Annotated in this window: 22 protein-coding genes and 1 tRNA gene; 12 read left to right on the top strand and 11 right to left on the bottom strand. The window is 68.0% G+C overall.

All coding sequences use genetic code 11. The features are described from left to right. The first annotated feature begins 33 nt into the window (after positions 1-33). Entirely contained in the window at positions 34-594 is a 561-nt protein-coding gene (locus tag A9O63_RS05705; RefSeq protein ID WP_235836936.1) for an FAD-binding domain-containing protein, read from the top strand. Between the two features lie 99 nt (positions 595-693). Further along, complete coding sequence (locus tag A9O63_RS05700) at positions 694-2,853, top strand: malate synthase G (RefSeq protein WP_069331057.1); 2,160 nt, start codon at positions 694-696, stop codon at positions 2,851-2,853. Positions 2,854-2,942: 89 nt separating this feature from the next. On the opposite strand, the gene A9O63_RS05695 is transcribed toward A9O63_RS05700, so the two are convergent. Then, positions 2,943-3,200: a BolA family protein gene (locus A9O63_RS05695; RefSeq protein WP_069331056.1), complete on the bottom strand. Its 258-nt coding sequence runs from the start codon at positions 3,198-3,200 to the stop codon at positions 2,943-2,945. A gap of 74 nt (positions 3,201-3,274) precedes the next feature. On the opposite strand from A9O63_RS05695, the gene A9O63_RS05690 reads away from it, so the two are divergent. The 7 genes from A9O63_RS05690 (at position 3,275) to A9O63_RS05660 (ending at position 9,882) form a co-directional block, all read left to right on the top strand. Beyond that, on the top strand, positions 3,275-3,910 hold the full coding sequence (locus tag A9O63_RS05690) for a J domain-containing protein (protein ID WP_011337129.1): 636 nt from the start codon (positions 3,275-3,277) through the stop codon (positions 3,908-3,910). Between the two features lie 165 nt (positions 3,911-4,075). Beyond that, positions 4,076-5,110 carry a cobaltochelatase subunit CobS gene (gene cobS / locus A9O63_RS05685; RefSeq protein ID WP_069331055.1) on the top strand — a complete coding sequence of 345 codons (1,035 nt, stop codon included), beginning with the start codon at positions 4,076-4,078 and terminating at the stop codon, positions 5,108-5,110. Then, the gene (locus A9O63_RS05680; RefSeq protein WP_069331054.1) at positions 5,107-5,436 is read left to right on the top strand and encodes a hypothetical protein; all 330 of its coding nucleotides are present in this window, start codon (positions 5,107-5,109) and stop codon (positions 5,434-5,436) included. Before cobS ends, A9O63_RS05680 begins: the two co-directional genes overlap by 4 nt. Before the next feature lies 1 nt (position 5,437). Beyond that, entirely contained in the window at positions 5,438-5,767 is a 330-nt protein-coding gene (locus A9O63_RS05675) for a hypothetical protein (protein ID WP_069331053.1), read from the top strand. A gap of 51 nt (positions 5,768-5,818) precedes the next feature. Then, positions 5,819-7,678, top strand: a complete 1,860-nt coding sequence (gene cobT, locus A9O63_RS05670) for a cobaltochelatase subunit CobT (protein ID WP_069331052.1) — start codon at positions 5,819-5,821, stop codon at positions 7,676-7,678. After that, positions 7,678-9,474, top strand: a complete 1,797-nt coding sequence (locus A9O63_RS05665) for an aminopeptidase P family protein (protein ID WP_069331051.1) — start codon at positions 7,678-7,680, stop codon at positions 9,472-9,474. The genes cobT and A9O63_RS05665 overlap by 1 nt, the downstream gene beginning before the upstream one ends. 60 nt (positions 9,475-9,534) lie before the next feature. Next, positions 9,535-9,882, top strand: coding sequence for a DUF427 domain-containing protein (locus A9O63_RS05660; RefSeq protein ID WP_002719125.1), 348 nt, complete (start codon positions 9,535-9,537; stop codon positions 9,880-9,882). A gap of 22 nt (positions 9,883-9,904) precedes the next feature. On the opposite strand, the gene A9O63_RS05655 is transcribed toward A9O63_RS05660, so the two are convergent. After that, positions 9,905-10,333: a SufE family protein gene (locus tag A9O63_RS05655; RefSeq protein WP_069331058.1), complete on the bottom strand. Its 429-nt coding sequence runs from the start codon at positions 10,331-10,333 to the stop codon at positions 9,905-9,907. A gap of 129 nt (positions 10,334-10,462) precedes the next feature. Here A9O63_RS05655 and A9O63_RS05650 point away from each other — a divergent pair, with 129 nt between their 5' ends. Then, on the top strand, positions 10,463-10,918 hold the full coding sequence (locus A9O63_RS05650) for a hypothetical protein (RefSeq protein WP_069331050.1): 456 nt from the start codon (positions 10,463-10,465) through the stop codon (positions 10,916-10,918). Between the two features lie 36 nt (positions 10,919-10,954). Here A9O63_RS05650 and rnd read toward each other — a convergent pair whose 3' ends face one another. From rnd to purM, 3 genes are all read right to left on the bottom strand, one after another. Beyond that, the gene (rnd, locus tag A9O63_RS05645; RefSeq protein WP_069331049.1) at positions 10,955-12,112 is read right to left on the bottom strand and encodes a ribonuclease D; all 1,158 of its coding nucleotides are present in this window, start codon (positions 12,110-12,112) and stop codon (positions 10,955-10,957) included. A 96-nt stretch (positions 12,113-12,208) separates the two neighbouring features. After that, positions 12,209-12,799 (bottom strand): phosphoribosylglycinamide formyltransferase, encoded by a 591-nt coding sequence (gene purN / locus A9O63_RS05640; RefSeq protein WP_069331048.1) that lies wholly within the window; start codon positions 12,797-12,799, stop codon positions 12,209-12,211. Next, a complete protein-coding gene (gene purM / locus A9O63_RS05635) occupies positions 12,796-13,842 on the bottom strand; it encodes a phosphoribosylformylglycinamidine cyclo-ligase (protein ID WP_069331047.1) in 1,047 nt (348 codons plus the stop codon). Before purM ends, purN begins: the two co-directional genes overlap by 4 nt. Before the next feature lie 106 nt (positions 13,843-13,948). On the opposite strand from purM, the gene A9O63_RS05630 reads away from it, so the two are divergent. Further along, positions 13,949-14,021, top strand: a tRNA-Ile gene (locus tag A9O63_RS05630). 414 nt (positions 14,022-14,435) lie between these two features. On the opposite strand, the gene A9O63_RS21855 is transcribed toward A9O63_RS05630, so the two are convergent. From A9O63_RS21855 to A9O63_RS05615, 4 genes are all read right to left on the bottom strand, one after another. Further along, positions 14,436-14,972: an isochorismatase family protein gene (locus A9O63_RS21855; RefSeq protein ID WP_084295643.1), complete on the bottom strand. Its 537-nt coding sequence runs from the start codon at positions 14,970-14,972 to the stop codon at positions 14,436-14,438. Positions 14,973-15,118: 146 nt separating this feature from the next. Then, the gene (locus A9O63_RS05625; protein WP_084295641.1) at positions 15,119-15,463 is read right to left on the bottom strand and encodes a helix-turn-helix transcriptional regulator; all 345 of its coding nucleotides are present in this window, start codon (positions 15,461-15,463) and stop codon (positions 15,119-15,121) included. Between the two features lies 1 nt (position 15,464). Beyond that, positions 15,465-15,725, bottom strand: coding sequence for a type II toxin-antitoxin system RelE family toxin (locus A9O63_RS05620; RefSeq protein WP_069331045.1), 261 nt, complete (start codon positions 15,723-15,725; stop codon positions 15,465-15,467). A gap of 86 nt (positions 15,726-15,811) precedes the next feature. Continuing rightward, positions 15,812-16,444, bottom strand: a complete 633-nt coding sequence (locus A9O63_RS05615; RefSeq protein ID WP_069331044.1) for a tyrosine-type recombinase/integrase — start codon at positions 16,442-16,444, stop codon at positions 15,812-15,814. Positions 16,445-17,079: 635 nt separating this feature from the next. Between A9O63_RS05615 and A9O63_RS05610 the strand changes: the two genes are divergently transcribed. Beyond that, complete coding sequence (locus A9O63_RS05610) at positions 17,080-17,721, top strand: MFS transporter permease (RefSeq protein WP_235836935.1); 642 nt, start codon at positions 17,080-17,082, stop codon at positions 17,719-17,721. A gap of 6 nt (positions 17,722-17,727) precedes the next feature. On the opposite strand, the gene A9O63_RS23295 is transcribed toward A9O63_RS05610, so the two are convergent. Both A9O63_RS23295 and A9O63_RS05600 read right to left on the bottom strand, forming a co-directional pair. Beyond that, positions 17,728-18,801 carry a hypothetical protein gene (locus tag A9O63_RS23295; protein WP_235836934.1) on the bottom strand — a complete coding sequence of 358 codons (1,074 nt, stop codon included), beginning with the start codon at positions 18,799-18,801 and terminating at the stop codon, positions 17,728-17,730. A 15-nt stretch (positions 18,802-18,816) separates the two neighbouring features. Next, on the bottom strand, positions 18,817-19,551 hold the full coding sequence (locus A9O63_RS05600) for a CPBP family intramembrane glutamic endopeptidase (RefSeq protein ID WP_069331042.1): 735 nt from the start codon (positions 19,549-19,551) through the stop codon (positions 18,817-18,819). Positions 19,552-19,604: the final 53 nt, after the last annotated feature.

Here is a 19,604-nt window from a genome sequence, read left to right as displayed (position 1 = left end):
GGGGCGGCTCCCCCCGAGGATATTTGGACCAGAATGAATGGGAGACCGGACACGCTCAGGATGCGCCTGGCCGCGCTCCACGCCGGAGAGACCGGCCTGCCCTTCGTCGATGCGGCGTTGCGCGCGATGGCGGCCTCGGGCTGGCTGCCCGCGCGGCTCCGCGGGATGCTCGCCTCGGTGGCGCTGCATCACCTGGGCCTGTCGGAGCAGGCCGCGGGCGCGGCCTTGGCGGCCGGGCTCACCGATCACTCGGCGCCCATTCACTGGGCGCAGATGCGCCGCGTTGCGCTCGGGCGTCCGGTCGATCCCGAGAGGCTGGCAGGCGCGCTCGATCCCGAGGGCGCCTTCACGCGCCGCTGGCTGCCCGAGCTGGCGGAGGTGCCGGACCGGGTTCTTCAGGCGCCGTGGCGCTGGGAGGGCGCGAGGGGCCTGCTCGGGCGGCGCTATCCCGAACCGCTGGTCGATCCTTCGGCAGCCCGCGCGGCGGGGCGGCCACCTGCCCGGCGCCCTTCCGCATTCACGGAGGTCATGGAAGGTGCGGCGCCCCGGCGGCGGGCCTCGGCTCCCGCGCAGCAACTCTGTCTCGACCTCTGACCGCTCCGGCAGATTGGTCATGTTTCATGACCAGATGGTTGAATGCGGCCCGGTTTGCCCCTATTGCTGCGACAGAATGTCATCAGCGGGAGTGGGGTCTTGACCGATCGGATCGAGAAGCAGGGGTTGCAGGTGGATGTGCGTCTGGCCGAGTTCGTGGCCCGCGAGGCGCTGCCGGGCACCGGTATCAGCGAGGAAACCTTCTGGGGGGGCCTCGCCGACACCGTGCGCACTCTCGGGCCGCGGAACCGCGCCCTTCTCGACCGTCGCGCCGAGCTGCAGGCCGCCATCGACGACTGGCACCGCGCCCGCCGCAGCGAGCGCCCGACCCTCGACGACTACACAGCCTTCCTGCGCGAGATCGGCTACCTGCTGCCGGAAGGGCCCGACTTCACCATCGAAACCGCTCATGTCGATCCCGAGATCGCCGAGGTGGCGGGGCCGCAACTGGTGGTGCCGGTGATGAATGCGCGCTATGCGCTGAACGCGGCCAACGCGCGCTGGGGCTCGCTCTATGACGCGCTCTACGGCACCGATGCTCTGGGCGATCTGCCGGAGGGTGCGGAGTTCGATCCTGCGCGGGGCGCGCGGGTCATCGCCTGGGGGCGCCGGTTCCTGGACAAGACCGCCCCGCTGGCCCTGGGCAGCCATGCCGATGTCGAGGGCTACCGGGTCGAGGGCGGCGCGCTGGTGCCTGCACTGGCGGATCCCGCGCAATTTGCCGGCCATGCGGGGCCTGCGGAGGCGCCGACGGCGATCCTCCTGAAGAACCACGGGCTGCATCTCATCCTCGACATCGATCGCAAGCACCGGATCGGCGCCACCGACCGGGCGGGCGTCGCCGACATCCGCATGGAGGCCGCGCTGTCGGCCATCATGGATTGCGAGGATTCCGTCGCCGCGGTGGATGGCGAGGACAAGGCGCTGGCCTACGCCAACTGGCTGGGGCTGATGCGCGGCGACCTGCGCGAGGCCATCTCGAAGGGCGGGCGGATGTTCGTGCGCGAACTCGCCCCCGACCTCGCCTTCACCGCGCCGGAGGGCGGGACCGTTACCCTGAAGGGCCGCGCGCTGATGCTCGTGCGCAACGTGGGCCATCTGATGACCACGCCTGCCGTGCTCGACGAGACCGGCGCCGAGATCTTCGAGGGGATGCTCGATGCCTTCGCCACCACCCTCTGCGCCCTGCACGATCTGGCCAAGTCCGATGGCATCCGGAACTCGGTCGCAGGCTCGGTCTATGTGGTGAAGCCCAAGATGCACGGGCCGGACGAGGTGGCCTTCGCGGACGAGCTCTTCACCCGTGTGGAGGAGGTCCTTAGCCTGCCGCGCTACACGGTGAAGCTCGGCATCATGGACGAGGAGCGGCGCACCTCGGTCAATCTGAAGGAATGCATCCGGGCCGCGAAGCACCGGGTGGCCTTCATCAACACGGGCTTCCTCGACCGGACGGGCGATGAGATCTTCACCGGCATGGAGGCCGGCCCGATGGTGAAGAAGGGCGACATGAAGGCCTCGCGCTGGATCGCCTCCTACGAGGATCGCAACGTGGACATCGGTCTGGCCTGCGGGCTGCGGGGGCGCGCGCAGATCGGCAAGGGCATGTGGGCGATGCCGGACCGGATGGCCGAGATGCTGGCCGCCAAGATCGGCCACCCCAAGGCCGGAGCGAGCTGCGCCTGGGTCCCCTCGCCCACCGCCGCGACCCTGCATGCCACCCATTATCATCAGGTGGACGTGGCGGCGCGCCAGGAGGAGATCGCGGCGGGCGGACCGCGCGGCAGCCTCGAGGACCTGCTGACGCTGCCGTTGGCCGAGGGGGCGAACTGGTCCGAGGCCGAGCTGCGCCAGGAGATCGAGAACAATGCCCAGGGCATCCTCGGCTATGTGGTGCGCTGGGTGGATCAGGGCGTCGGCTGCTCGAAGGTGCCCGACATCAACGACGTGGGCCTGATGGAGGACCGCGCCACCTGCCGGATCTCCAGCCAGGCGCTGGTGAACTGGCTGCACCACGGCGTCGTGTCGGAAGAACAGGTCATGGCCGCGCTGAAGAAGATGGCCGCGGTGGTGGATGCGCAGAACGCCGGGGATCCGGCCTACCGGCCCATGGCGCCCGGCTTCGACGGCGCGGCCTTCCAGGCGGCCTGCGATCTCGTCTTCAAGGGCCGCGAGCAGCCCTCGGGATATCCCGAGCCGGTGCTCCATGCCCGGCGCCTGCAGGTGAAGGCCGACCGCACGCCCCAGGTCAGTCGCGCCTGACCGCGCGGGCGCGCCCCGCTCCTTCACTCTGGCTCAAATATCCATCTGACGGCGGCCCCTCGCGGGCCGCCGGACAGTCCGGCGGGGCCTCAGCCGTCCACATCCAGCGCCAGCGCGTGAATGCGCCCGATCAGATCCTTCCCGAGCGCCGCATTCACCGCCCGATGCCGCTCGAGCCGGGTTTTCGCGGCCATCGCACCCGCGCGCATCCTCACACGAAAGTGCGTCTCGCCGCCCTCGCGCCAGCCGCCGTGGCCGCGGTGCTGCTCGCTTTCGTCCATCCCCTCAAGCTCTTCCGGGGCGAAGGCCGCCTCCAGCCGATCACGAATTTCCTCGACCACGCCCATCCCGTGCCTTCCCCTCTTCAATCCCGCGCACAAACCCCTAAACTCACGCCTCCGAGTCGGAAAGGCATGATGAGATGACGAACCGCCCCCCCTTCGAATTCGACATCCGGGTCTCCTCGGACAAGAAGCGGCGCAAGACCGGCCGCCGGGGCATGTCGGGCGCCTTCGAGACGTCCAACCGTCAGTGCGAATATCCGGACTGTTCCGAGGCGGGCATCTACCGGGCTCCGAAATCGCCGGACCTGCTCGACGAGTTCTTCTGGTTCTGCAAGGATCACGTCCGCGAATACAACCTGAAATGGAACTTCTTCCAGGGATCGGGCGAAGACGAGATCAAGCGCATCATGGAGAAGGACCGGCTCTGGGGCCGCGAGACCCAGCCCTTCGCCAAACGTCCCGACGAGGGCCGCGTCTGGTCGCGGCTGGGCGTCGACGACCCGATGGAGATCCTCGGCGAAAAGGCCACGCAGAACCCCGGCAAGGTCGCCACCACTGCCACGCGCAAGCTGCCGCCGACCGAGCGCAAGGCGCTCGAGATCCTCGATGCGCGCGACACCTGGACGAAGCTCGAGATCCGCAAGCAGTACAAGAGCCTCGTCAAGGACCTGCACCCGGACATGAACGGCGGCAACCGCGCCGACGAGGAACGGCTGCAGGAAGTGGTCTGGGCCTGGGACCAGATCAAGGACAGCCGGTACTTCCGCGACTGACGAAGGTCGCGCCGCGCCGGCCGCGCCCCGGTCAGGGTCGGCACGCAGCGTTCGACTGCGCAGCATCCGCCCCCTGCCTTCGGGCGACGCGATGGCGCGACCGGGGGGGCGTCTGCAAGAAGGTCAACGCGGCTTTTCGCCCTTTCCCTTGCAGCCCTGCCCGATATGTTTCATCAAAGGCCGGGCGCCCGCGAGGGCGTCCGATGCGGCAACAAGGCGGACGGAATGCTGGACATGACTGTGAAACCAACCGAGGAAATTTCCGTTCGCGAAACCTTCGGCATCGACACCGACATGAAGGTGAAGGGCTTTGCCGAGCGCACCGATCGGGTGCCGGACATCGACCCCACCTACAAGTTCGATGCCGACACGACGCTCGCCATCCTCGCAGGCTTCGCCTACAACCGCCGCGTCATGATCCAGGGCTATCACGGCACCGGGAAATCCACCCATATCGAACAGGTGGCGAGCCGTCTGAACTGGCCCTGCGTGCGGGTGAACCTCGACAGCCACGTCAGCCGGATCGACCTGATCGGCAAGGACGCGATCAAGCTCGTGGACGGCAAGCAGGTCACGACCTTCCAGGAAGGCATCCTGCCCTGGGCGCTGCGCAACCCCTGCGCCATCGTCTTCGACGAATATGACGCGGGCCGCGCCGACGTGATGTTCGTGATCCAGCGCGTGCTCGAGACCGACGGCAAGCTCACGCTGCTCGACCAGAACGAGGTAATCACCCCCCACCCGTGCTTCCGGCTGTTCGCGACCGCGAACACGGTGGGCTTGGGCGACACGACGGGCCTCTACCACGGCACCCAGCAGATCAACCAGGGCCAGATGGACCGCTGGTCGCTGGTGGCCACGCTGAACTACCTCAGCCACGATGCCGAGGTGGCCATCGTCCTGTCGAAGAACCCGCATTACAACACCGAGAAGGGCCGCAAGCAGATCAGCCAGATGGTGACGGTCGCGGATCTCACCCGCACCGCCTTCATGAACGGCGACCTCTCGACGGTGATGAGCCCGCGGACCGTGATCTCCTGGGCGCAGAACGCCGAGATCTTCCGCAACGTGGGCTATGCCTTCCGGCTCACCTTCCTCAACAAGTGCGACGAACTCGAGCGGCAGACCGTGGCCGAGTTCTACCAGCGCTGCTTCAACGAGGAACTGCCGGAAAGCGCCGCCTCCACGGCGATGAAATGACGGTCGCGGCGCTGGCCGAGCGCATCGCCGCCTGCGAGGCGGCGCGGGCGCGGGCAAGGCGCCAGATCCTGACGCTTGTCCCCGTGCTGGCTCTGGCCGGCGCGGGCCTGGGTCTCCTCCTCTTCGGCGGCGCAGGCACCGCGCTTGCCTTGGCCCTCGCGGGGGCGGCGTTCGGAGCGGCCAGTGCGGGCCTCTCGCTCGTCTCGGCCCGGCGGCGGCAGGCGCGCCTCGCGGTCGAGCATCCCGATCTCTATCCGGCCGCGCTCGAACGCTACCGCATGGTGATGGCGACCGAACGCGCCGGACGCTACAAGCTCTATTGCTGAGATGGATCAGGCCGCCGTCGCCGCACGTCTCGCCGAGCTTCACGGGGCCCTCGAGACCCTGCGGCGCCAGGGGCGGATCCTCGGCGCTCTGGCGGCGGTCTTCGTGGGGGCGGTGGTCTGGCTTGCGGCCGGCTCGGCTCTCCTTGCCCTTGCGGCGGGGCTGCTCGCCGCCCTCGCCACTGGGCTTCTGACCCGGCTCCGGGCGGCGGCGCTGATGCGCAGCCTGACCGATCTCGAACGCGCCCACCCCGAGGCCGTGGCGCTGGCCATGGATCGCTACCGGCTCAATCGGGCCCTCGACCGCGCCGAGCGCTGGAAGCTCTTCCGGTGACGGCTCTCTCTCCCCTTGTCCGCGCCCGGTCCGGGTGCTTTATCTGAAGTCATGAGCAAGCCCAGCGACAACCCCGCCGATCCCTTCAAGAAGGCCCTCGCCGAGGCGACGAAGACGCTCGCCTGCGATCCGGAGATGACGGTCACCTTCACGGTCGATCCCGCGGGGATGAACCGCGAGGGGATGCGGCTGCCGCAGGTCAGCCGCCGGATGACGCGCGACGAGGTGATGCTCGCCCGCGGCACGGCCGATGCCTTCGCGCTGCGCCGCCGCTACCACGACGATGCCCTGTCGGCCCGCTACCTGCCGCAGGGCCAGATGGCACGCGAGATCTACGAGGCGATGGAGACGGCGCGCTGCGAGGCGGTGGGCGCGCGCACCATGCCCGGCACCGCCGGCAACATCGACGCGCGGATCGGCCACGAGGCCGAGCGGAAGGGCTATGCCCAGATCACCCAGGCTGCGGATGCGCCGCTCGCAACGGCGGCGGGCTATCTCGTGCGCCATCTGGCGACGGGCCGCACCCTGCCCGGCGGCGCCGACAATGTGATGGAACTCTGGCGCGGCTTCATCGAGCAGCAGGCGGGCGACACGCTCCAGAACCTCGACGAGGTGCTGTCCGATCAGGCGGCCTTCGCCCGGCTCGCGCGCAAGGTGATCTCGGATCTGGGCTACGGCGACCAGCTGGGCGACGATCCCGATACCGACGAGCAGGACGAGGCGGGCGAGGACGCGGAGACCGACGAGGACGAGTCCCAGAGCCAGGGCGAGGACGAGTCCGAAGAGTCGCCCGAGGCGCAGCCCGAGCGCAGCCAGGAGGAGCAGCAAGATCCGAGCGAGGCGCAGGTCTCGATGGACGACCAGCCCGATTCGGATCAGGGCGAGGAGATGGAGCTGCCCGAAGGCGAGGCACCGCTCGAGCCCCCGCCCCCCGCGGCCCACTCCGAGGCCGATCCGGCCTATGTCGTCTTCGCCACCGACTTCGACGAGGAGATCCGCGCCGAGGATCTGGCCGAGCCGGCCGAGCTCGAGCGCCTGCGGGCCTACCTCGACCAGCAGCTCGAGCCGCTGAAGGGCGCCGTCAGCCGGCTGGCCAACAAGCTGCAGCGCCGGCTTCAGGCGCAGCAGAACCGCAGCTGGGAATTCGACCGCGAGGAAGGCATCCTCGACGCCGGGCGCCTCGCGCGGGTGGTGGCCAACCCGACGACGCCGCTCTCGTTCAAGGTCGAGAAGGACACCGAATTCCGCGACACCTGCGTGACGCTGCTGCTGGACAATTCCGGCTCGATGCGCGGCCGGCCGATCTCGATCGCCGCGATCTGCGCCGACGTGCTCGCGCGCACACTGGAGCGCTGCCAGGTCAAGGTCGAGATCCTGGGCTTCACCACGCGCGCCTGGAAGGGCGGGCAGAGCCGCGAGAAATGGCTGGCGGCAGGGCGTCCGCAGCAGCCCGGGCGGCTCAACGACCTGCGCCACATCGTCTACAAGGGCGCCGACGCGCCCTGGCGGCGGGCGCGGGAAAATCTCGGCCTGATGATGAAGGAAGGGCTCCTCAAGGAGAACATCGACGGCGAGGCGCTGGAATGGGCGCATCGCCGGCTGAGCAACCGGGCCGAGACGCGCAAGATCCTGATGGTGATCTCGGACGGGGCGCCGGTGGACGATTCCACCCTGTCGGTGAACCCGGCGAGCTATCTTGAAAAACATCTCCGCGACGTGATCGCGATGGTCGAGCGCAAGCGGCAGGTGGAGCTCATCGCCATCGGCATCGGCCACGACGTGACGCGATACTATGCACGCGCCGTCACGATCACCGATGTGGAGCAGCTGGCCGGCGCCATGACCGAGCAGCTGGCATCGCTTTTCGACGCCGATCCGAAGAAGCGCATCGGCAAACGGCGGGTGGCCTGATGTTCCAGACGTTCCATGCGACTTCCTCCCCGGCTCAGGGGCCGGCGCGGCTTGCCGCCCTGCGGCAGGCACTGGCCGCCGAGGGGTTGACGGGTTTCCTCGTGCCGCGCTCGGACGCGCATCAGGGCGAATATGTGGCCGCCCGCGACGACCGGCTGCAATGGCTGACCGGCTTCACCGGCTCGGCCGGATTCTGCCTCGTGCTGCCCGAGGTGGCGGGCGTCTTCATCGACGGGCGCTACCGGGTGCAGGTGAAGCATCAGGTGGATCTGGCCCATTTCACCCCGGTCGCCTGGCCCGAGATCCAGCCGGGCGACTGGCTGCGTGAAAAACTTTCCCAAGGGGTGATCGGCTTCGATCCCTGGCTCCATACCGCCGACGAGATCGCGCGGCTCGAAACGGCGCTGGCGGGCTCCGGCATCACGCTCAGGCCGGTGGAGAACCCGCTCGACCGGCTCTGGGCCGATCAGCCCGAGCCGCCGATGGGCCGCGCCTTCGCCCATCCCGACGCGCTCGCGGGGGAGACGGGCGAGGCCAAGCGCCAGCGTCTGGCCCGGACGCTCGCCGCGGCCGGCCGCAAGGCGGCCGTGCTGACCCTGCCCGACTCGATCTGCTGGCTTCTGAACATCCGCGGCTCGGATGTGCCGCGCAATCCGGTGCTCCATGCCTTCGCGGTGCTGCATGACGATGCCCGCGTGACCCTCTTTGCCGAGGCCGCGAAGTTCGACGAGGCCACCCGCGCGCATCTGGGCGCGGGCGTGACGCTGCGCCCGCCGCAGGCCTTCGTGCCGGCGCTGCGCACCCTTACCGGCCCGGTGCAGGTCGACCGCAAGACGGCGCCGCTGGCCGTGCTCCTCGAGCTGCAGGATGCCGGCGTGGAGGCGGTGGACGGCGACGATCCCTGCCGTCTGCCCAAGGCCTGCAAGACTGCGGCCGAGATCGGGGGCATGCGCGACGCCCATCTGCGCGACGGGGCGGCCATGGTCGAGTTCCTGACCTGGCTCGATGCCGAGGCGCCGAAGGGCGGCCTTACCGAGATCGACGTGGTGACGGCGCTCGAGGGCTTCCGCCGCGCGACCAACGCGCTCCACGACATCAGCTTCGACACGATCTGCGGCGCGGGTCCGAACGGCGCGATCATGCATTACCGCGTGACCGACGGCTCGAACCGCCCGGTTCAGCGGGACGAGCTGCTGCTCGTCGACTCGGGCGCGCAATATGCCGACGGCACCACCGACATCACCCGCACGGTCGCGGTGGGCGATCCGGGCCAGGAGGCGCGCGACTGCTATACCCGCGTCCTGCAGGGGCTGATCGCGATCAGCCGCGCGCGCTGGCCCAAGGGCCTCGCCGGGCGCGACCTCGATGCGCTCGCCCGCTATCCGCTCTGGCTCGCCGGACAGGATTACGACCACGGCACGGGCCACGGCGTCGGCGCCTTCCTCTCGGTCCATGAAGGGCCGCAGCGCATCGCCCGCATCTCGGAGGTGCCTCTGGAGCCGGGCATGATCCTGTCGAACGAGCCCGGCTACTACCGCGAAGGCGCCTTCGGGATCCGGCTGGAAAACCTTATCGTCGTCGAGGAGGCCCCTGCCCTGGGCGACAACCGTCGGCAGCTGGCGTTCGAGACGCTGACCTTCGTGCCCTTCGACCGCCGCCTGATCCTGCCGCAGCTCCTGTCCTCGGCAGAGCGGGACTGGATCGACGCCTACCACCGGGATGTGCTCGAAAAGATCGGTTCCCGCCTGTCGCCCGCTGCCCGGGTCTGGCTCGAAACGGCGGCTGCGCCTCTTTGACCTCTTGCTCCGGAGGAGAGGCAGCGGCATGATTTGCTGCATTGCAGCACCGTGAGGGACATGCAGATGAACAATCATATCCGCCTGCGCAAGGCCGAGGGCAAATGGGTCATCCGGACGGATTCGGCTGTGCTGGGAGAGACGCTGAACGCCATCGAACTGACCGAGGGCAGCCGCGATCCGGTCATCTACTTCCCGCGTGAGGATGTGGCGATGGTCATGTTCGACAAGAGCGAGAAGGTGACGGCATGCCCGCTCAAGGGCGAGGCGAGCTACTATTCCATCGTCGGCGCCAGCGGCACGCTGAAAGACGCGGCCTGGTCCTACGAATCACCGAAGGAAGGGCTCGAGGCCATCGCGGGCTATCTGGCCTTCGCGCCGGACTGCACCAAGGTCGGCCAGTATTGATGCCGAGGGCGGCGGCCCGCCTTCAGGCCGCCGCGACCTCTGCCGAGACACGGCGGATCCGCTCCACCATCGCGCGCAGCCCGTTCGAGCGCTGCGACGACAGATGCTGATCGAGGCCGAGCCGCGCCAGTTCGGCCGGCGCATCCACCCGGCCCACCTCGGCCACCGACAGCCCGGAATAGAGCGCATGAAGCACGGCGATCAGGCCGCGCACGATCATCGCGTCGCTGTCGCCCTGAAAGTCGAATCGCGCGGCCCCGCCTTCGCCCTCGATCACGGGCCGGATCCAGACCTGGCTCGCGCAGCCCTCGACCTTGGTCGCGGGCACCCGGAAGGCCTCGTCCAGGGGCGGCATCGCCTTGCCCAGTTCGATCACATGGCGATAGCGGTCTTCCCAGTCGTCCAGAAAGTCGAACGTCTCGGCGATCTCTTCAAAGGCTTGAGTGGCCATCCTGCCCTCCATTCCTGCTGTCACAGGTAGTCGCTGGGCACCGCGAGGTCCAGCCCTGCCAGCCCGCGCTTTCCAAAGCCCGCCGCATCGGCTAGCCAATGGGCAGAGAAGGATGCGAGGGATGAAGGAATGAGACGACCGCTGCTCGTGGGGCTTGCGCTGGTCCTGGCACTCGGGGCCTGCGGCTCGCGGCTCAACCCGCTGAACTGGTTCGGCGGCTCCGAGCCCGCGCCCGCCGCCACGCTGGCTCCGACCGATCTGCCGGCCACGGCGCCCGATGCGCGGCCGCTGATGGCGCAGGTGATCTCGCTCGAGGTCGAGCCGAACCGGGGCGGTGCCGTGGTGCGCGCCGTGGGCGTGCCTCCGACCCAGGGCTTCTGGAACGCCGAGCTGGTGGCGCGGCCGGTGCAGGATGGTGTGATGACCTACGAGTTCCGCGCCCTGCCCCCGCCGAACGGGGCCGCAGTCGGCACGCAGGCCTCGCGCGAGGTGACGGTGGGCGCCTATCTGACGGCCTACCAGCTGCGCTCGATCCGCCAGATCACGGTGGTCTCGGCAGGCAACGCCCTGACCAGCCGCCGCTGAGGCGTTTCCGGGCGGCCGAGGCCGCCCGGCCACCCGTCAGAGCTTGACCACGCGCACGTCGTTGCCCTTGGCCGACAGGGCGATCTCGCCCCGGCAGAGGCGCAGCGCATCGGCGCCGAAGGCCTCGAGCCGCCAGCCCTTGAGCGAGGGCAGGTCGCGTTCGCCCGCGGCAATGGCATCGAGCTCGGAGGCCGAGGCGATGAGCCGCGCCGCAACGCCCAGACTTTCCGATTTGGCCTTGAGCAGCACCCGCAGGAGATCGGCCAGCGCCGGGTTCACCTGAAGCTGCTCGCGCGACAGATCGGGCTTCGGCAGATCCTCGTTCCTGACCTCCAGGCCCGCCTTCACCGCGGCGAGGATACCGTCGGCGATGTCGCCCCGCCGCCCCTCGCGCAGCAGAAGCCGCGAGCGGCCCAGCTCGTCGGCATTCGTGGGCCGCGTGGAGGCGATCTCGAGCAGCGCATCGTCCTTCATCACGCGCGAGCGCGGGACATTGTTCTTCTGCGCATAGTCCTCGCGGAAACGGGCGAGCTCCTTCACCACGGCGAGGAAGCGCCCCGAGGTGGTGCGGGTCTTGATCCTGAGCCAGGCCTCTTCGGGCCGGACCGTGTAGGTCTCGGGATCGGTGAGGATCGCGAGCTCTTCCTCGACCCATTTCTGCCGGCCGTTCTTCTCGATCTGAGCGGCGAGCCATTCGTAGATCACCCGGAGGTGGGTCACGTCGGCGATGGCATAGGTCTTCTGCGCGTCGCTGAGCGGACGGCGCGACCAGTCGGTGAAGCGCGAGGTCTTGTCGAGCTGCTCGCGCGCAATCTTCTTGACCAGAGTCTCGTAGCCCACCTGCTCGCCGAAGCCGCAGACCATGGCGGCGACCTGCGTGTCGAAGAGCGGCACGGGGAAGGTGCGCCCCTCGACGAAGAAGATCTCGAGATCCTGCCGGGCGGCATGGAAGACCTTCACCGTCGCCTCGTGGCGGAAGAGATCGTAGAGCGGCTCCAGCGACATGTCGGGCCCCTCGATCGGGTCCACCAGCACCGCCTCGCCGGTCTTGCCCGGCAGCGCCATCTGGATCAGGCAGAGCTTGGACCAGTAGGTGCGCTCGCGCAGGAATTCCGTGTCGATCGTGACATAGGGTTCGGCCTTGGCGGCCTCGCAGAAGGCGGCCAGCGCCTCGGTGGTGGTGATGGTCTGCATCCAGATCCCGCATCTCGGGGTTCATGCGGGTTCGTCCCGCGCCCTTCCGCTATAGGCGGCGTCGGGGAAAAAGGAAAGCCCGATGGGCTGTTGGGATCAGTCCAGCAGCAGCGGCGTGCGATCGCCCGCCGCAAAACGCCGAAGGACGGCCGGATAGAGCGCATGTTCCCGCGCCAGCACACGCGCAGCGAGCGTTTCCGCCGTGTCGCCCGGCAGGATCGGCACCCGCGCCTGCCCGAGGATCGGCCCGTCGTCGAGCGCGGCCGTCACCTCGTGGACGGTGCAGCCGGCCTCGGCATCGCCGGCCTCGAGCGCCCGCTGATGCGTGTGCAGCCCCTGATATTTCGGCAGGAGCGAGGGATGGATGTTCAGCATCCGCCCCTCGAAGCGCGCGACGAAGGCGGGCGTCAGTACCCGCATGAAGCCCGCAAGGCACAGGATGTCCGGCTCGGCCGCAAGGATCGGCTCGAGCAGCGCCGCCTCGAAGGCCGCGCGGTCGCCCCGGAAGGGCCGGTGATCCACCGATGCCACCGGCACGCCCAGCTCGGCCGCGCGCGCGAGCCCCGCCGCCGCGGGATCGTTCGAAGCCACGAGCACCGGCCGTGCGGGATGCTCGCCCTCCATGCTGCGCAGAAGCGCCAGCATGTTCGAGCCTCCGCCCGAAATCAGGACGGCGACACGTTTCACAGAAGGCGGCCGTCGTAGCTCACGCCCTCGCCCGCGATCACCGTGCCGATGCGCGTGACCGTCTCGCCCTCGGCCGCGAGCAGCGCCGCGATCTCGTCGGCGCGGTCGGCCGCGACCACGACGATCATGCCGATGCCGCAGTTGAAGGTCTTCAACAGCTCGGGTTCGGCCATCGAGGCGGTCTCGGCCAGCCAGCGGAACACCGGCGGCAGCTCCCAGGCGGAGAGGTCGATGCGCGCGCCCAGCCCCTCGGGCAGCACGCGCGGCAGGTTCTCGGTGAGGCCGCCGCCGGTGATATGGGCCAGCGCATGCACGCCGCCCGCCCGCACCGCCGCCAGGGCCTGCTTCACATAGAGGCGCGTCGGCGCGAGCAAGGCCCGCCCGAGGCTGTCGCCGCCGAAGGGCGAAGGCGCATCCCAGCCGAGCCCCGAAAGCTCGACCACCTTGCGCACGAAGGAATAGCCGTTCGAATGGACCCCGTTCGACCCGAGGCCCAGCAGCACGTCGCCCTGTGCGACCCCCTGCGGCAGGTCGGCACCGCGTTCCATCGCGCCCACGGCGAAGCCCGCGAGGTCGAAGTCGCCCTTGTGATACATGCCGGGCATTTCGGCGGTCTCGCCGCCGATGAGCGCGCAGCCCGAGGCGGCGCAGCCTTCCGCGATCCCCTCGATGATCCGCGCGGCCTGCGCGACCTCGAGCTTGCCCGTGGCGAAATAGTCGAGGAAGAACAGCGGCTCCGCGCCCTGGCAGACGAGATCGTTCACGCACATGGCCACGAGGTCGATGCCGATCGTGTCCACTTCGCCTGTGTCGATGGCGATGCGCAGCTTGGTGCCCACCCCGTCGGTGGCGGCGACCAGCACCGGGTCCCGATAGCCTGCGGCCTTTAGATCGAAGAGCGCGCCGAACCCGCCGAGGCCCGAGACCGTGCCCGGGCGCGCCGTGCGCTTGGCGGCGGGCTTGATCCGCTCGACGAGCGCGTTGCCGGCGTCGATGTCCACCCCTGCGTCCGCGTAGGTCAGACCCTTCTGCTGTTCGGCCATCTTTCACCCCTGCCGCTGCCTGCGGTCCCTCTAGACGATCCCTTCCCGCTTCGCAACGCGAAGCGCGCTTGACCCCTGCCCCGCTTCGCCGTAACCGGAACCGGCCGGGCCTGTAGCTCAATGGTCAGAGCAGGGCGCTCATAACGCCTTGGTTGGGGGTTCGAGTCCCTCCGGGCCTAGCATTCCAGCATTTTATCCTGCCGAAACAACGCCGGGTGTCCCATTTTTCGGGACCGTGGGACACTTCAAGCCGCAGACGCGAGGTTCCGGCCACTCGAGCGTCTCGCTGGAGGACACGATCCGCACCCTTAAAGTGGGCGAGACCGGACCATGCGCAGGCCGAGAGGGCGGCGCCTCTTGGCCGGCCCTCCGCAACGAACAGCGCTCGGGAGATCTATGAAGGCTCGATGCATGATGACCGCTACCAGCCCGAATCCGCCGGTCGTGCGCGGCGCAGCGGAGACGAAGCCATAGCGCAGGAGGGCGGGGAGCGGCCTGTGAGGTTGCTGCATCGCAGCCGCGGCAATCGGCGATTGCGTCCAGTCGCGGCCCACGTGGGGAGCGACGCAGTTCGCACGAAGCGGACGGTCCTGTTACTCGGCCATGACGGCCGAGGCGTCGGCGAGGCGCGCAAAATCAGCTTCGAGATGCGCCATCGTTACGTCGAAAATCACTTGCGCTGTCTGCCCGGCGGCTGGCAGGTTAAAGCCTATTACAGCGTCCCGGACGACCGTCGTTTCAAAGCCAAGATCAGCACCGTTTCGGACCGTGCTGTTCACACAGAACCCGGCAACCGCCCCCGTTACAACCAGATGTGTTATACCTTCATTATGTAAATGTCTGGCGAGGTCAGTCGAAGTGAACGCAGATGACGTTTGCTTCACGAAAACAGCTTCCCCTTCAACAGCATCGGCGCAGGGCATCGGAGGATACCCTACCGCATCCGCATGAAGAGGGGACGCTGGATTCTCGTCGCGGTGACGGATGTGGATGACTGGAAGCCCCCTCTGCCGGAAAGCACCTGCCAGCGTCGCGATCCGTAAAGGGGCATCCGCATTCACGCAGTCGCGGCCGGCTTCAATGCGGTGCTGCATTTCCATTTGCATGTCGATAACAATCAAGGCTTTCAAATCAGCGCTCCTGATGCACTCATCCGGCGTGTAACAAATGATACCGACGTCCGCTATGGGCTGCCCGGTCACTTCGCTGCAACGCGCCCAATTGGCCGCTTTGGCGGCCAGCGCCGGGAGGGTCGAGGGGCAGCTCAGGGCCGAGCCTACTCCGTCAGATCGTCGAGTGTGACGCCAAGCGCACCCGCCAGCGCACGAAGGGTTGCGATGGAGCCCTGTTTCCGGCCGGTCTCGATCTCGGCCACGGTGACCCGGTTCACGCCAGCCGTCTCGGCCAGTACTGCCTGCGTCAGCCCACGCAGGTCGCGATAGACGCGCAATGGGCTTTCGCCGTTCAGCAGGCGGTTTGCGAAGTCCGCCGGGATCAATTCGTCGTCGCCCGCCGCCAGTGCCGCCTTGGCGCGGTCATAGCTTTGCAGATCGGCCAAGTCCTCGGCCGCGGCCCGCAGGCGGTCGTACTCCTCGCGAGGGATCGTCACCATATCGTTCATGTCACGTCCTTTCAGCATAGATGCCGCCGCGCGGCCCGATCTCCAGGACAGCCAGGACACTGCCCTGATCGTCCATGATCACTCGCCAGTCGCCGACCCGCAGCCGGATGCCCTCTCGGCCCTTCAAGGATTTCACGTTGTTCGCCTGCGATGCAGGGTCCTGCGCATAATCCTCGATCTTGGAGCGGATCAGCGCGGCTGTGTTTGCGGGCATCCGGCGCAATGTCCTGAGAGCCGCCTTCGTGTAGCTGATCTGCTTCATGTTGTAGCTTTGAGCTACCTAGCCCTCGATGTCAAGGTTGCCCTCGCCCGGAACTACATTCTTGGTCGGCACGTCCCGCGACCGCGCTAGAGGTCGATCCCTTCCGCCAGCGCCAGCGCGTCGTCTAGATCGACGCCGAGGTAGCGCACCGTGCTGTCCATCTTCGTGTGACCCAGCAGAAGCTGGACCGCCCGCAGATTGCCCGTCTTCTTGTAGATCTGCGCCACCTTCGTCCGGCGCATCGAATGGGTGCCATAGGCACTGGGCTCAAGCCCGATCGAAAGCACCCATCCACGCATGATCCGGGCATACTGGCGCGTGGACAGGTGCGGGCTGGTATGAAGTCGGCTGGGCCAGAGATATTCGCAGCCGATCATCTCGGGGTCGTTGATCCACTGATCGAGCGACAAGCGGGTGGCCTCAGTGATCTCGAAGCGCACCGGCTTGCGCGTCTTGCTCTGCGTCACCGAGGCACGCTCCTTGACGCGGCCAGCGGCGTAGACGTCGTTGACCTTCAGGCAGACAAGATCGCAGCCTCTCAGCTTGCAGTCGATGGCCATGTTGAAGAGCGCGAGGTCCCGCTTGTTGTCGGCCATCTCGAGCCGGACGCGGATGGACCAGACATGTTTCGGCAGAAGCGGCCGCTTCTGTCCGACGATGCGCCCCTTGTTCCAAGGCGCGCGGACGGGGCGGAGGGCAGGCAAGATCTCGGTGGACATGGTTCTGCTCCTATCCCCCGCGCCCACCGCGTCCTCGGCTCGGCCGATGGCTGGAAGCATAGCATCATCAGCAGGCCCATCACGCTTCTACGTGTCACGCCGGGCGGAAGAGCGGCCCGTGAGATTGCGGCATTTCACCCGCGGCGGTCGGCGAAAGCGGCCAGCCGCGTGCCACTCGAGGAGCGACGCGAAGCGCGCGCAGGGAGCGGACATGGCTCCTCGTATCTCCGATCCCGGATCGTCAGGCGCTTCGCCCCTTACCGGACCTTTAGGCACGCAGCCTCCTGCCCGACAGTGACCCCGAAGCAGTCGCTGCCCGGTGTGATGCGATGGAGCAGCTGACACTTCAGCGCAGAGGAATGGGATCGTCATCGCCTCAGTTGCCGTATGCACTGCGGCGACCAGTGGCGCAACGACATCGGCGAGAGCATGCGCCGCCTGCGCCTGATCCGCGAGTACGTCAGCGGGCGACAGAGGAGGGGAGCAACCTCTCGGCCGCGTCTTGCCTCCGTCACCGAACCGAGCCGAGCGGACGATGGCCGGATGACTTCCCCCGTTTGAGGGCGTTAGGATGGGCCGACCCGCATCATAGGCCCGCCATGGATTTCATGAATCTCCTCCGCTCGGCGGAACTGTTGCTCTACGAGGTGGTGTCCTGGCTGGTCTTTTTCCCGCTGACGCTGTGGCGATGCCTGCGGCACCCGATGGCGATGATCGCCTACGCCGAACAGGAGCTGACCCGGCCGCCGGAGGAGCAGTTTTCCGAAGCGCTCAGTCCGCCGATCTTCCTTTTCCTGACGCTGATGATCGCGCACATGGTGCAGCGCGGCGTCTTCCACAATGACGCGGCATTCGAGGGCGTTTTGTCCGATCAGCGCAACCTCCTGATCCTGCGGGCGGTGGCCTTCAGTCTGTTCCCGCTGCTCCTGGGCATCCAGCATGTACGGCTCTCGGGTCAGGTCCTCAGCCGCAAGACGCTGCGCCCGATGTTCTATGCGCAATGCTATGTGACGGTGCCCTTCGTTCTGACGCTGGACCTGGCGCTGATGCTGGGAACTCTCGAGCCTGCCTGGACAGGGCCGGCGTCGCTTTCGATCTTCCTGCTCGGGCTCGGCTGGTATTCCGTGGCCCTGACGCGAGGTTACATGATCCACCGCAACACCCGGCTTCGTCAGGCCATAGGCCAGACCGCGCTGGCCCTCGTCATCGGCGGGATCTGCTGCTTCGGCGTCTTCGCTCTGTCTCTGCTGAGCGGCCCGGTGACGATCGGATCGTGACCCCGCTCAGGGCGGGGCGAGCCGCAGCCGGCCCACCGCATCGTCCGGCGGCAGGATGGCGGTAGTCCAGGCGGTGCCCACGATCCGCCACGCCGGATCCTGCGCCTGAAGCTCGCGGAACAGGCCGGGGAAATGTGCGCTGCCATAGGTGATGTAGATGTCCGCATCCGCCGAACCGGCGATACGTTCGGCCAGCCGGCGGTTGCGGAAGTCGAGGATGACCCGGTTCAGCGCGTCCGGACTCTCGGCCCGACCGAGGACGACGGAGAAGACGCCCTTGCAGGCGGCCGCCAGCAGGTCCTTCTGACTGTCCTTCAGCCCCGCAGCCACCTGCAGCAGCGACGACATGTCGAACATCCCGTCGCCATGGCCGTCACCGGCCGGCAGCGTCTCGGCCAAGGCCGGGTCGGCCGCGACCAGCCGTTGCCATTCCTCATACATCTCGGTCACCGAGACATCGGCCGTCACCAGATGCGCCGGATCCAGCGCCTCGTCGCGCTGAACGAAGGCGAGGAAATCGCCCTGGAAGCTGAGCCCGCAGACCTGGCCGATCCGGGCATATTGCGCGTTGAGATCGCCGCTCGACTGGGTGGCCGCGTCGAGCCAGGCGTCGGCTTCGGGCGTGCCGGGCTGGACGCCTTCGAAGAATAGCACATAACCTGCGTCTTTCGCCCGGAGCAGATCGTAGGCGACGGAGCGGTAGAACTGCTCCGAGGCGACATGAACCATCCCCTGGAACACCACCTGCCGCCGGCCGTCGCTCAGCGTCACGCGCGGCACGGCCAGAGGATGCAGCGCGGGTTGCAGCACCAGCCACCAGACCGGAGCCGCGACAAGGCAGGTCAGCAGCCCCGCGCCGATCAGGCAGGCATGCGTCCGGCCCGAGGACCGTCCGTCGCGTCGCGGCAGGCGCCGGGCTGCGTGGATCGACAGGCCGAGCAGCGCTCCGACGAGGATCACGCCGGCAAGCAGCAGCGGCGAGGCCGCCCAGAGCAGCGGCGCACTGAGCGCGAAGAGGCACAGGAGCAGCGCCCAGCCCAGGGTCGTGAGACGAACGACAGCATCATGCGAGAGAGCCATGATCAACCGTCCGGGTCAGGGGTCGGAGCCGATGGGCGCATGGCCCGCGGTGAAGGCGAAGATGAAACCGGTCCAATCGTTCAGCACATGCGCCCCCGCCGAGACCCAGAGATTGCGCGTGGCGACATAGGCCAGGGTCAGGAAGATCCGGGCCGATCCCACTCCGAGCAGCGCCTGCCCCCAGTTCCAGTCATAGGTCGGCAGATGCGCGGCGCCGAAGACCAGCGCCGATACCAGAAGCCCGACAATGATCCCTGCCCGGCGCGAGAGGCGCATCCGGGTGACACAGAACCACAGCACGGCCAGAAACGGCAGAATGCCGAACAGCTCCTCGCCGATGAGCTGCGGGATGGTCGGGATCAGCCGGGCTGCCAGCGCAAGGCCGGTCATCCCGTCGAAACTTTCGGCGACCGGATTGCCGCCGAGGGTGAAGAACTGCGAGAGGATCAGCGCCGCGAGGATCGATCCCCCCAATGTGAGCAGGCCGAAGAGCAGCATCAGGCCGATCTCGCGAAGGCCCACCGGGCGGAACACCGCCGTCCAGTGCGGCCCGGCGACATGGCGCAGCGCCAGAAGCGGGATAACGAGGAACAGCAGCGCCGGGACGATGTCTTGCGGGAAGTGGCGCAGCGGCAGCAGCGTGAGGACCGCCAGCGCCACTGCCAGAGCGCCCATCAGCAGCAGCCAGTCCCGGCCCTCGAACGGGATCGGCCGGTCATTGTAGAAGGGGAAATCCGGTTTCGCCGTCATGATGGAACTGCCTTTGCCCGGTCGCGGCGGTGCGCATGACGCACCGCCGACCT

This window comes from Cereibacter johrii (assembly GCF_001720585.1).
GTDB classification, from domain to species: domain Bacteria; phylum Pseudomonadota; class Alphaproteobacteria; order Rhodobacterales; family Rhodobacteraceae; genus Cereibacter_A; species Cereibacter_A johrii.
The sequence above is the reverse complement of the archived record's forward strand: the minus strand, read 5'-3'. Positions and strand labels throughout refer to the sequence as shown.